This is a genomic window from Ruegeria sp. CDSB114, assembly GCF_059611025.1.
The window spans coordinates 198,628-211,418 of sequence record NZ_JBXWOT010000004.1; the positions used below are offsets into that span (position 1 = coordinate 198,628).

The following is a 12,791-nucleotide window of genomic DNA, read 5'->3' on the forward strand; positions in this document are numbered from 1 at the left end:
GGGTAAGGGTGCCCGAACCAGAAAGAATCTGATTGCGGGCTAAGAAAACCGGCTTATCCCAAGATGGTCTCGATCTTTTCAAGGGTCGCAATATTTACAGCCACGCCTTGTGTGGCCGATGCGACGCGTTTTGCGCGTCGGCCATCGCCAGGCAAATGTGCATCGTCTTGCGATCGAATGGCACCGACGAGTTCCTCGATGCCCTGAGCAAAGCCACCCGACGACGATGTCGCCACAGGGTCGATTGCAATGAAAAACTGTCCGGTCTTGGGCGGACCGCCAGCGGTTCCGGAAAAGGGCGAGGCGTTGATGCCCAGAGTGGCCCCTGTAAGAGCGGCCGCCATAACTTCGGTCAGAAGGGCCACACCGACGCCCTTGTACCCACCAGAAGGTGCCATGGAGCCCTTGAGGCCCACATTGGGATCAGTGGTCGGGTTGCCCTCGGCGTCCAATGCCCAACCAACGGGGATCGGCCTTCCTTCTCTGGCATGTTTCATGACCTCGCTCTTGGCGATTGTGCTGGCGCTTTGATCGATCAGCAGGGCGGGTTGCCCATCTGTACCGGGTACGGCAACGGAAAAGGGGTTGGTCCCTACAACCGGCTTTGCGCCACCCGATGGCGCGATCGAGGCTGGCGCGTTGGTAAAACCAAGCCCGACAAGCCCGGCCTGTGCCAGACGATAGGTGTGATAGCCCAGCACGCCGCAGTTATAGCTGTTGCAGATGCTCAGCACGGCAACGCCCTGTTCGCGCGCAGCGGTGATCAGCGTCTCATACCCGAGATCGATAGCTGAATGGGCAAATCCGGTTGCGGCATCTACGGTAACCACACCTGGCTTGGGCCGTGTCATGACCGGTTTGGCAAGCCCGTCGACCTTGCCACATTGGACATGCTCACAATAGATCGGGATATAGGCCAGCCCATGGCTTGCCACGCCGTCCGCCTCGGTTGCCGCGGTCGCAACCGCCAGCGGGCGGGCGTTTTCCGGTGAAGTCCCCGCAGCAACAAGCGCGCGAAACGACAGGTCTTCGATTTCGTTCAGAGTAAGGGTCCGGGTCTCGGTCAAATCAGTACCTCATCAGTCATTGTCAGAAAGCCCGGCCCCTGCACCCAGCAGGCGGGATTCCTCGGTTGCGGGGGCATAGGTGCGGTGGGCAAAGCGATTCAGCGTTGCCCAAGCCTGATCAGTCGGGGCGGCGCGGGTCTGATGTGGGCGGGGGCCTGTGCGCTGTTCCCCCAGCGAAACCACCACCCTGCGCGCCTGGGCGGGTAAGGTATCTGGGGTCGACACGGAATACCCATCACATGCCGCCAGATGCCCATCACAATCAAGCACCACACAGCCCTTGAGTTCACGTGCCGCATAGGCAGCAAAGGGCAGTAACAGTGCAGGGATTGCAATGTTGGCCATCTCAACCGGTCCGGCGCGCAGCTGTTCGGCACAATCCGACAGCAAGGTGCCAGTGGCCAGAGGGCACAAAGCGCCCTTGCCCTGCCATGGGCCCTGCATCGCATCTGGTCTGTGATCTGCCGGCGCCGCAGCCAAACCCAAGTCCAGCAGGTGGGCCAGCTCTGTAGTCCCGTCCAGCCCATGCCCGCACAACCAGCGTGTGGCCTTGGCGGCCTCTTCTGCCAGACCCCAGGCATAACCTGCCCCTCGGGCGGCGCGTTTAGAGGTGGCTTCGATCTCGTTCAGTGAATAGGTCATTGCGGCAACTCCGGATAAACCCAAAGATCGGCATTTTCCGGCGTTAACTCATCAGGATATGGTGCGCCGGAATACATGCAGATCCGCACCCAGCGGTCCGACCGGGGGTCAAAATGGGTTGCCCCAAAAAACGACAGCTTGGCCCGCAGCATGTCGATAGGCAGGACAGCGGCGCTGATGGTGTTGTCGTGGATTTCACCATAGGGGGCTACTCGGCTCATTTGAGCGCGGCGCAGGGTGTGGCGATGTTCAGGATGGCGCAGCAGAAACTCTGCAACGGAGGAGCGAGTATCCCATTCGGCAAGTGCCTTATCCGCCATCGCGGCGTCACGGGCCGGGGCAAGGGGCTGTTCGTAACCGGTTATCGGTTCCTCAAAGCGCTCACCCAGTCGCGGCTCCAGCTTCTCCTCGGAGATATACCAGGCCCGCGCACAGTTTTCCGCTGCGTTCCAATCCAGATCCAAGGCCCAGCCAAAACTGTTACTGATCAGATCGCGCGCAGCGCCTACCGACATTGATCCATCAATCACATGGGCACTTGAATTGCTGTCGGCCATACAACAGCTCAGCCCATCGACCAATTCGCTATAGGGCTCAAGGATAAGCGAGGCGAGCAGTTCCTGGCCCTCCTCGCTCAGCGCGGATTGCGACCACAGGATCAACCGATCCCAGGGTTGGTTCTGCGTCAGATCATCCCTGTCCAGATACCCAGAGATTGCCTGCAGATCGTTGTTGAGCGCCGCCAGCTTATCGCGCTGGACCGGATGCTCAGACTGCCACCAGGACATCGAGAGTTTGCTACGATCATAGATGCCACGGAATTGACGGGCCTCATCTTCCGAGGCGGTCAAGAGCGACCGTACGCGGGCGATGGCTTCCTCTCGCGCCATGATCCAGTTGTTGAACAAGATCGGATGGTTGACGATGAACGGTGCCATGCCCAGACCTGTGGAATTGCCAATGCCGAGCCAACTGGCGATCTGCGGATCTAACTGCGCGGTTTGATCGCCGCCCTTCACTTGGGCCATATGCTGCACCAGATCGCGCACAAAGGTCCGGGTCAGGTAGACCGACAACATCTCGGTCTGGAACGGGCCGTTGACCTCGGGGCGACTGGCTGTTTTCTCGCGATCTGCAGCCCCAAACTTGCCGGAACCATACACGGCGGTTGTCCGCATCAGGTAGCCAACCTGATAAATCTGTTCCAGATCGGGTTGTTGACCAGCGGCCAGGCGGTCGACCACATGTGCCCACAGGCGGACTGACCGGTTGGCGCGCGACAATGACAGTTCTGACTCGCTGACGCGCCCGGCCTCTTGCACTGGTACGTTTTGCGACAGGCGGTGAATATCATCCGCCGTCGGAATGCCGTCAAATAGCGCGAAGGTGGCGTCCCAGGCCTCGGCGATGACCCGGTCCGAGCGTTTTTCGGGCGGCAGATCATGGGCAAACGCCACAAGAGAATATGCGTGATCAGGGCCTTGCGCGGTATAGACCGCATGGCCAACGCCGTGTTCGTCAATCTCGAACGCAGGGCGGGAAAAACTCCAGTTTTCCTGCGCCATACGGCGGGTCAGTTGCCGCATGAAGCTGAGACGGCATTGATGCAGCGAGCCCAGCCGCGACAGCCGCATGACCATCGCGGGATCACGTCTGACATTTTCAGTCTGCACGCGTGTATTCATAGTGTTACCCTTGTGGGACGAAGTTCTCGGCAAAGAACTGATACCAGTTCCTGCCCATGATCCCGGCCACTTCGTCATCGTTCAGGCCGGTCGCGCGTAACCCTTGTTCGATGTTCCCAAAATCTCGGTTGTCCTGAAACCAGCCCGGCATGGGCGGAAAGCCTGGTGCCGAAGCGGATCCCTCGCCATAGTCGATTTCCTTGGTCCAGCGGCCAACCCGCATCCATTCCACAATGCTGTCGGGTTGATCCTGACACAGGTCTGTACCGATCCCCAGATGCTGCGCGCCGTATTTGTCGGCGGCGCGTGCGATCATCTCGCAAAAACTGTCCAGCGTGCAGTCGGATTTATCTTTCAGATGGTGGGGATAAACCGAAAAGCCAAGCATCCCGCCATTTTCCGTCACAGCACGAATGACATCGTCACGCTTGTTACGCAGCGCGGGCGACCAATCATACGGGTTCGCGTGAGTGATGGCTATGGGACGCTCGGACAATTCAGCGGCCTCGATGGTAGAACGGTCCGCCGAATGGCTCATGTCCACTACAAGACCTACGCGGTTCATCTCTTTGATCACCTGCTTGCCCATACGGGTGATGCCTGTGTCTTCGGCCTCATAACAGCCGGTCGCCAGCAAGGACTGGTTGTTATAGGTCAGCTGCATGAAACGGGCGCCAAGATCGTGCAGGATTTCGACTAGCCCGATATCGTCTTCGATGGGCGAGGGGTTCTGAAAGCCAAAGAACACAGCCGTCCGGCCCGTTTTACGAGCCGTATCGATATCGCTGGCCCAGCGCCCTTTCATGATCAGGTCCGGGTATTGTTCGAACCAGCGGTTCCATTTCTCGAAATTCAGAACCGTTTCGCGAAAGTTCTCGTGGTACGAGATGGTGACGTGGATCGCGTCCACGCCCCCGTCACGAAGTTGGCGGAAAATCTTTTCCGACCAGTTGGCATATTGTAGCCCGTCGATCCGCATCACACGGGGCCCGCGCTGATATAGGCGGTTTTGACCGTGGTATAGAACTCGGCCGCAGCCTTACCCTGTTCGCGCGGCCCGTAAGAGCTGTCGCCGCGGCCGCCAAAAGGCACGTGGTAGTCGGTGCCTGCAGTGGGCAGGTTCACAGTCACAACACCAGTGCGCGCATTGCGACGGAAATGCGTGGCGCGGGCCAGCGATTTGGTCACGATGCCCGAGGTCAGGCCAAAGTTGGTGTCGTTGACGACGCTCAGCGCTTCGTCATAGCTGCCAACCTTGATGACACAGGTCAGGGGCGCGAACATTTCTTCGCGGTTGATGCGCATGTCGTTGTTGGTGTTCAGAAACACGCCCGGCGACATGTAGAACCCGTCATGAGGCATCTCCAGCCGGGTTCCACCACAGGCCAGCTCGGCTCCTTCGGATTTGCCCAGATCAACATAGGCCAGGTTTTCGCTCAGCTGCTGTTGGCTGACGACGGGACCCATCTGCACGCCTTCCTCCAGCGCGTGGCCGACCTTCATCGCTTGCGCACCGGCCACCAGCTTTTCGACAAACGCGTCATGGATACCCGCATGCACGACAAGGCGCGAAGACGCCGTACATTTCTGTCCGGTGCCGCCAAACGCTCCTCCCAATGCCAGAGTAACGGCCAGATCCAGATCGGCATCGTCCATCACAGCCAGCGCGTTTTTTGATCCCATTTCCATCTGAACTTTGGTCAGGTTCTGGATGGCGGCTGCTGCGATACCCTTGCCGACCGGAACTGACCCGGTAAAGGAAATTGCATTGACCTTGGGACTTTCGACCAGGCGTTGCCCGATGCTGCGCCCTGAACCCATGACCAGACTGAACAGACCTTTGGGGATGTCCTGACGTTCGATGATTTCGGTCAGTGCGACAGCGGATGCCGGGGTGATGTTGGCGGGTTTCCACACAACCGCGTTGCCATAACACAGCGCCGGAGCAATCTTCCACGAGGCAGTCGCGGTAGGGAAGTTCCATGGGCTGATGATGGCGACAACGCCGACAGCTTCGCGGCGAACGTCTACTTCGATATCGGGGCGCACAGAATCCGCGTTCTCACCGATTTGACGCAGGCATTCAGCTGCGTAGTAGGTAAAGAACTGCCCGGCGCGGAACACTTCGCCTTTGCCTTCGGCCAGCGGCTTGCCTTCTTCGCGCGCCAAGAGCGTACCCAGTTCTTCGGCCCGGGCCATCATTTCATTGCCGATAGCGTTCAGAACGGCTTGCTTCCGTTCGATGCCATAGGCGGCCCATTCAGCCTGTGCAACACGGGCTTGATCCAGCGTCGCCTCAAGCTGGTCAGCGCTGGCCTGTGCAAACATGCCGACCAGATCGCTCAGGTCCGAAGGATTGCGGTTTTCGATTTCAGACTCACCTGCCAGCCATTCGCCAGCAATCAGATTCAGTTGTGTCACGTTACGCCCCAGTGCGATTTCATTTGACCTAGGATGGATTTTTTGGCGAACATCAGTCAAACTCAATTAAATGAAACAAATTGCAGAAAAATTGAAGTATGGCGATCAAGATTGAAACACTGCGCAGTTTTTGCACGGTTGTGCAGACTGGTAATCTGACCGAGGCCGCCGACCGTCTTGGGCGAACGCAATCGGCGGTGTCAATGACGCTGAAGCAGCTTGAGGAGCACCTGGGTAAGAAGCTGTTCGAGGGAGAGCGCAAAAACCGACTGTCAGAAGTGGGTCGGCAGGTTCATGATTTGGCTTTGAAGCAGGTCAGACAGTTCGATCAAACAGTTCAGGATATCGAGGCAATAGCCAGCGCAGAGTACGGCCTGTTGCGGATCGTGTCTGTGCCGTCGGTGGCGGCTCTTGCCTTTCCCAAGGTGCTGAGTCACATGAATAGCCATTTCCCCGATATCAGGATCGAGCTCCGCGATACCGATACACAGCAGGTACTGGACGCGGTTGTGCAAGGAAAAGCAGATATCGGTATTGCATCCGGGTATCTTGCGCTAAACGGGGTCACAGCCACGCCCTTGTTCGAAGACAGGTTTGGGGTGGTTTGCACGGCTGCTCACCCGCTGGCACAGCAATCGGAGATGCCAACCATCGAACAGGTGGCTTCGGTTCCCTTCATACGCAATGCTCTGTGCGATCTGGTTCAGTCCCCGCGGTTTCACGCGGCGATTTCGAAGGCCGGTGTGACCATTCAGAACACCCATTCACTGATCGCATTGGTGCGCACCGAGGAATGGGTGACGGTTTTGCCGCAAACCGTTGCACGGTCTCTCCCTGAGGCTATCGTCTTCCGTCCTATCGCTGATCTCGAAGATCAAAGGCAGGTGTATCTTTATGTCTCGCAACGCTCGCGCTTTCAAACGCTGACGGACGCGTTTGGGGACTTCATCCTGAAGCAGGATCTTGTACTGGGATCTGAGGACTGACTGGATAAAACCTTTGCCCTCGTCTGAGATGGCGCCGCGTAGAAGATATTACTGGCAGACAAGCCCACTCAAGAATCGGCTGTACCTATTTCAGGCGTCATATCGATCAAGATCAGAATAAACCGAAACTAACCTGCGAGAAAGCCGCATAAATCGATTTGTGGCATCTTGCTCTTGATGGGCTATATGTCGGCATGTTTGAATTTTCATGTCACACCGGCGCGCCCGGGTATTGGCTGAAAAGGGGGATGGAACCTCATCCCGATATCGTTTGACAGGCTCACCGCTGCCCCTAGGGTAAGAAGAACAGCGCCTCGAACGTCCAACACGGAGAAATAAATGAACAAACTCACTATGTTACTGGGAGGCGCGTCGATGATGGTCGCTGTGCCTGCTTTTGCTGCTGACATTGTGATCGGTGTGCCGAACTGGCCATCGGTAAATGCAACAGCGCACATTCTAAAGGTTGCGATCGAACAAAATCTGGGGCTAGAGGTCGAGCTTCAGAATGGCACCAACCCGATCGTGTTCGAGGCGATGGATTCCGGCGCCATGCACGTACACCCCGAAGTGTGGATGCCGAACCAGCAGAACCTGCATGACACCTATGTAACCGAAAAGGGTACAGTTACCTTCAATTCCAATGGCGTTGAGGCGTTTCAAGGAATGTGTGTCGACAAGGCGACCGCTGATGCCAATGATATCCGGTCCATTGACGACCTGACCAATCCCGACATCGCGGCACTGTTCGACAGCAATGGCGACGGGCAGGGCGAAGTATGGATCGGTGCCCCCGGCTGGGCGTCGACCAATGTCGAGAAAATCCGGGCCAAATCATATGGCTATGACCAGGTCATGGAACTGACCGAGATAGACGAAACCGTCGCCTATGCGAACCTTGATAACGCGATCAAAGCGGGTGAGCCTTGGGTGGGTTTCTGCTATACGCCGCATTACGTGTTTGAACTGCATGATCTTCAGATCCTGGAAGAGCCAGCCTATGACGCGGCAAAATGGAATGTCCTGCAGCCCACGGATGATCCGGATTGGCTGGAGAAATCCGAAGCAGGTGTCGCCTGGGATTTGGCCTATCTGCACCTTCACTATGCCAAATCTCTTGAGGATGAGTACCCCGAGGTTGCTCGGCTGTTGTCCAACATGAAACTGGATACTGCCGCTGTCTCGGCCATGACTTATGCGCTTGTCATAGATGGCAAAGAGCCGCTCGCATATGCCGAAGAATGGGTCGGTGCGAACGAAGATGCGGTTCTGAACTGGATGTCAGAGTGATCGGTAACGCTCGGAACTGAATTACAGATAGGCCGCCGGGAATGCCTGGCGGCCTGTTTTGCATTGAAGGGGCAAGTATGACCGAAACAGTCGTTAAACTGACAGATGTCTGGAAGATTTTCGGTGCGCGGGCAGAGGAGGCCATGACCGCAGTACGGGATGAAGGGATTGGAAAGCCTGAAGTTCTTGAAAGGTATAATTGTGTGGTCGGCGTACAGGGTGCGTCTTTCGAAGTTCCGCGCGGCGAAATCTTCTGCATTATGGGTCTTTCGGGATCCGGGAAATCCACGCTGGTGCGCCACGTGAACCGCTTGATCGAGCCGACCTCAGGCAAGATCGAGATTCTGGGCCAGGACGTATCCAAAATATCCGAGGCTGAACTGCGCCGTATCCGCGCGCAGCAGATCGGGATGGTTTTCCAGCATATGGCGCTGATGCCGCACCGATCTGTCAGAGACAATGTGGCCTATCCTCTGGAAATTCGCAAAGTGTCCAAGTCCAAGCGCTGGGCCGTCTCGGACCATGCGCTGGGTCTGGTGGACCTAACCGGGTACGAAGACCGCCTGCCCAAGGAATTGTCGGGCGGGATGCAGCAGCGTGTCGGGATCGCCCGCGCGCTGGCCTCGGACCCGGAAATCCTGTTGATGGATGAGCCCTTTTCGGCGCTTGATCCGCTGATCCGGCTGCAGTTGCAGGACCAGTTCAAAGCGCTGGTTGCCCAGTTGCAGAAGACGACGTTGTTCATCACCCATGATCTGGACGAAGCGATCCGCATTGGCCATCGTATCGCGATCATGAAAGATGGTGTCATCGTTCAGATCGGAACGCCCGAAGACATCGTGATGAACCCGGCTGACGACTATGTGCGCGAGTTTGTTCAGGGCATATCCAAACTGAAACTGGTCAAGGCGCATTCAATCATGGAGCCACTGGACAGCTATTCCGGCCCGACCGACGGCGCGCCGCGCGCGGATGAGGGGGCCGATCTGGATCAGTTGATCGACCTGGCTGTCGACACGGACCTGCCGGTGATCATCACCGATGCAGGACAGGACGTGGGCGTCGTGACCAAACCGCGCCTGCTGCGCGGAATTCAGGGGGGCAAAAATGACTGATGTAACCACCGAAGTGAAAGTCACCGCCGCCTCGGATATCGAGGTCGACCATGAGGCACTGGATCGGTCCATTCACGAGTTTGCTGGTCCGAACGGGGACTATTACGTCAAGGCGTTTCACAAGATCCATGATGCAACTAGCGCGGTTCCGAATACGTTCAATCTCTGGGCCGCGGTTCTGGGGCCTTTGTGGTCAGCATCACGAGCCATCTGGGGGATGTTCTGGACCTTCCTGATCCTGGAAATCATCGCTTGGGTTCAGATCGGGCGAGGCGCCTGGGGCAATCCGGGCGCTGACATGGTGGAACGTGCCGAACGTCAGCAGGCACGCGCCGACGAGCTGCTGGCGCGGGCGGCCGATGCGACAGAGAAGGCCGATATCGACCGCTTTACCAAGCTGGCAGCGAATATACAGAAAGCCGCCGATACCAGCTTTGGAAAAGCCGCGGCCGCGCAGTCTGAAGCGCTGAGCATCATGATCACCGGATTGCTGATGCTGCTGGTATTCAAACTGGCACAGGGCTTCTATGCCGACCGCGTCTATGAAAAACAGTATTCAAAATGGCGGACCGATCCGGACAGTACCGAAAGTGGCCAGTCCAGGCGAAATATGGTGCTGGGGGCTGTGCTTGTTGCGGCGATTGGGCCGTTGATTGTCTACAAATTCACGGTCAATGCCTCGCTGGCCATGTTGGATGCATTCCCCGAAAAAGAAGTGTCCGCACTGATATTGGGTGAGGGCGGCGGGACCTTGTTTTCAAATCTTGCAAGCTGGATGGAGGCGCAGATAGATGCGGCCGCTCTTGCTGGCGGGGACGTATTCGATGGGATCGTTGCTGGGGTTCGGTCGGTTCTGGATGCCCTGACCATTGCGCTGATCGGGTCGCCTTGGCCGGTTGTGATGTTGGTGATATGTGTGACGGCTTGGAGGGCTGCAGGCCCCCGAGTGGCGATCTTCACGGCGTCTTCATTAGCCTATATCGCCTTGCTGGGATATTGGGATGTGGCGATGGAAACCGTGGCGCTGGTCGGTGCGGCGGTGCTGTTATGCGTTGTTTTTGGCATTCCACTGGGCATTTGGTTTGGCAAGTCCAGGCGTGCCTACCGCGCGGCAGAGCCCGTGCTGGACTTGATGCAGACTTTGCCGGCCTTCGTCTATCTGATCCCGATCATCGCCTTCTTTGGCACCGGCAACCCGCCCGGCATTCTGGCCACGATCATCTTTGGCATGCCGCCGGTCATCCGACTGACCGCGCTGGGCATGCGCGGGGTGCCCGACAGTATCAAAGAGGCTGCTGTGGCCTTTGGGGCTTCGAAATGGCAGTTGCTGAAGGATGTCGAGATACCTCTGGCCTTGCCGTCGATCATGACCGGGGTGAACCAGACCATCCTAATGTGCCTATCGATGGTGGTGATCATTTCGCTGATCGGTGGCGGAGGGCTGGGCAAGGAAATCCTTGAGGCGTTGCAATACGCAGCCAAGGGGCCCGGCTTGTTGGGCGGCTTTGCCATTTTGTTCCTTGCTATGGTCATGGACCGTATTGTTCAGGGTGCATTCCGGCGAGAAGACGAAAGAATCTGAACTTCTATGCCCTCGGCCCAGGCCGGGGGCATTTTTTTACCGGAGGATGAAATGGTCGACCGCTATGAGCAGTCCATGATGGACAATTTGTACTGGTGGGGCATACCGACGATGTTTCGCTGCCCCAATATCGGACCTGAGGGGCAGGATATTGCACTTGTCGGTGTGCCGCATTCGACCGGAAACGGGACAACCGAAAGGGATCAGCATCTGGGCCCGCGCGCCTTGCGGAATGTCTCGGCGGTACAGCGCAGGGTCCATTCGGTTTTTGAGATCGACCCTTGGAGCCGCGCGAAGATTGCCGATGTCGGCGATGTACCCTTTCCGCGCGCCAACGATAACGAAGACTGCATCGAACGCATTACCGCGTTTTACAAGGGCATAGATGCGGCAGGTGCGCGCCCGGTGTCAGTTGGCGGTGACCATTCCATTACCGGCGGGATCGTACAGGCGCTGGGCTGCGGGAAGCTGGCCGGAGGAGAGCCGATCAGCTTTCTGCATCTGGATGCGCATACGGATGTGTTCACCAAGGTCGACCACTTTCTGGGGGCCAAGAAATCCGCCGCCCATTGGGGGGCCTATGTGGCGGATCAGGGGCAGGTTGACCCAACCCGGTCGATGCAGATCGGCCTGCGAGGCCATCCGCGCAGCCTGGACTGGTTGCAGCCTTCTTACGACTATGGGTACAACATCGTCACCATGCGCGAATTTCGTCAGCGCGGGCTTGCAGATGTAGTGGCGCAGACCAAAGAGGTTCTAGGTGACCGCCCGGTCTATATCACCTTCGATCTGGATTGCCTTGACCCGACAATCGCTCCGGCGGTGTCCAATCTGGAGCCGGGCGAAAAGGGGTTCGACATTGACGAAGCCGTTGGTATCCTGCGTGCCGCGCGCGGCTTGAACATTGTCGGCGGTGACGTTGTTTGCATGATGCCCACTAAGGACAGCCCCAACAATATCACCGCCCTGACCGCGGCGGCGGTGATGTTCGAGATGATCTCGATGATTGCCGAAAACACCGGTTAGCGGCGGGCGTCTACGGCCTGTGCCAGAACACACAGTAGCTCGAACATCAGTGAGATGCCCAGCCAGGCCGTGCCCCCAGCGGCATCGAAGGGGGGCGCGACCTCAACCAGATCAGCACCAACCAAATTGACACCGCTTAACTGGCGGATCACCTGCTGCGCCTGAAAGCTGTTTGGCCCGCCAATTTCCGGCGTGCCAGTGCCGGGGGCATAGGTGGGGTCCACAAAGTCGATGTCATAGGTGCAATAGGTCTGACCTGTTCCGACGATCTCTCGCACCTCGGCCATGACATCGTCAATGCCGCGGTCGAACAGTTCTTCGATGCGGATGATGCGGATGCCCTGCGCCTCGGCCCAATCGATATCGTCTGTGTTATAGGCCGTCCCGCGTATGCCGACTTGGACAAAGCGCTTGGGGTCTACAAGGCCCTCTTCAACTGCGCGACGAAACGGGGTGCCATGGGTGAATTTGTAGCCGCCGAAATAGCTGTCGAACAGGTCGGTGTGGCTGTCGAATTGAACAAGGCCCAGCGGCTCCGACTTGGCCAGAGCGCGCAGGACGGGCAGGGTGGTCAGATGGTCGCCCCCAGCGGTAAGCGGAGTTATCCCCCGGTCGGTCAGATCGTCATAGAAAGACGTCACTCGGTTCATGGTGTCTTCGATATCCACCGGGTTCGGCGCAACATCGCCCAGATCGGCGCAATTCACCATCGAAAACGGCGCAACCCCGGTGACCGGGTTCATTGCCCGGATCATAGTGGAAAAGTCGCGCAACTGCCGAGGCCCATGCCGCGCGCCGGGGCGGTTGGTGGTGCCGCCATCCCACGGGATTCCGATGATCCCAATATCCACCTCGTCAATCCGATCGTCCTTGGGCGTCAGCTCGGGAAGGCGCATGAACGTGGGGACGCCGGCGAAACGCGCAAGCTCCATTGCCGAGACCGGCTGAAAGAAGGGATTTGTCATGAGGGCCTCATC

The 12,791-nt window shown here is 57.9% G+C and carries 11 protein-coding genes; 5 read left to right on the plus strand and 6 right to left on the minus strand.

The annotated features are described in order from the left end of the window. Positions 1 to 53 precede the first annotated feature (53 nt). Genes AC2FIP_RS12385 through AC2FIP_RS12405 form a run of 5 tightly spaced genes read right to left on the minus strand, consistent with a single transcriptional unit; the run spans position 54 to position 5,815 of the window. Complete coding sequence (locus AC2FIP_RS12385) at positions 54 to 1,067, minus strand: Ldh family oxidoreductase (protein WP_271949976.1); 1,014 nt, start codon at positions 1,065 to 1,067, stop codon at positions 54 to 56. Between the two features lie 12 nt (positions 1,068 to 1,079). Continuing rightward, the gene (locus tag AC2FIP_RS12390) at positions 1,080 to 1,709 is read right to left on the minus strand and encodes a DUF3726 domain-containing protein (protein WP_271949978.1); all 630 of its coding nucleotides are present in this window, start codon (positions 1,707 to 1,709) and stop codon (positions 1,080 to 1,082) included. Continuing rightward, on the minus strand, positions 1,706 to 3,394 hold the full coding sequence (locus AC2FIP_RS12395; RefSeq protein ID WP_496786631.1) for a hypothetical protein: 1,689 nt from the start codon (positions 3,392 to 3,394) through the stop codon (positions 1,706 to 1,708). Before AC2FIP_RS12395 ends, AC2FIP_RS12390 begins: the two co-directional genes overlap by 4 nt. A 4-nt stretch (positions 3,395 to 3,398) precedes the next feature. Further along, a complete protein-coding gene (locus tag AC2FIP_RS12400) occupies positions 3,399 to 4,373 on the minus strand; it encodes a membrane dipeptidase (protein ID WP_142637759.1) in 975 nt (324 codons plus the stop codon). Beyond that, on the minus strand, positions 4,373 to 5,815 hold the full coding sequence (locus AC2FIP_RS12405) for an aldehyde dehydrogenase family protein (protein ID WP_142637761.1): 1,443 nt from the start codon (positions 5,813 to 5,815) through the stop codon (positions 4,373 to 4,375). The genes AC2FIP_RS12400 and AC2FIP_RS12405 overlap by 1 nt, the downstream gene beginning before the upstream one ends. A 98-nt stretch (positions 5,816 to 5,913) precedes the next feature. Here AC2FIP_RS12405 and AC2FIP_RS12410 point away from each other — a divergent pair, with 98 nt between their 5' ends. The 5 genes from AC2FIP_RS12410 to AC2FIP_RS12430 all read left to right on the plus strand — a co-directional run bounded on the left by AC2FIP_RS12410 (position 5,914) and on the right by AC2FIP_RS12430 (position 11,814). Beyond that, positions 5,914 to 6,801, plus strand: a complete 888-nt coding sequence (locus AC2FIP_RS12410) for a LysR family transcriptional regulator (protein ID WP_142637763.1) — start codon at positions 5,914 to 5,916, stop codon at positions 6,799 to 6,801. Between the two features lie 339 nt (positions 6,802 to 7,140). Further along, entirely contained in the window at positions 7,141 to 8,091 is a 951-nt protein-coding gene (locus AC2FIP_RS12415; RefSeq protein WP_142637765.1) for an ABC transporter substrate-binding protein, read from the plus strand. Positions 8,092 to 8,168: 77 nt separating this feature from the next. Next, complete coding sequence (locus tag AC2FIP_RS12420) at positions 8,169 to 9,206, plus strand: quaternary amine ABC transporter ATP-binding protein (RefSeq protein WP_142637767.1); 1,038 nt, start codon at positions 8,169 to 8,171, stop codon at positions 9,204 to 9,206. Beyond that, positions 9,199 to 10,788, plus strand: coding sequence for an ABC transporter permease (locus AC2FIP_RS12425; protein WP_496696712.1), 1,590 nt, complete (start codon positions 9,199 to 9,201; stop codon positions 10,786 to 10,788). Before AC2FIP_RS12420 ends, AC2FIP_RS12425 begins: the two co-directional genes overlap by 8 nt. A 51-nt stretch (positions 10,789 to 10,839) precedes the next feature. Beyond that, positions 10,840 to 11,814: an arginase family protein gene (locus AC2FIP_RS12430; RefSeq protein ID WP_496786636.1), complete on the plus strand. Its 975-nt coding sequence runs from the start codon at positions 10,840 to 10,842 to the stop codon at positions 11,812 to 11,814. Here AC2FIP_RS12430 and speB read toward each other — a convergent pair. After that, complete coding sequence (speB, locus tag AC2FIP_RS12435; RefSeq protein WP_496786638.1) at positions 11,811 to 12,779, minus strand: agmatinase; 969 nt, start codon at positions 12,777 to 12,779, stop codon at positions 11,811 to 11,813. The genes AC2FIP_RS12430 and speB overlap by 4 nt on opposite strands. Between the last annotated feature and the right edge of the window lie 12 nt (positions 12,780 to 12,791).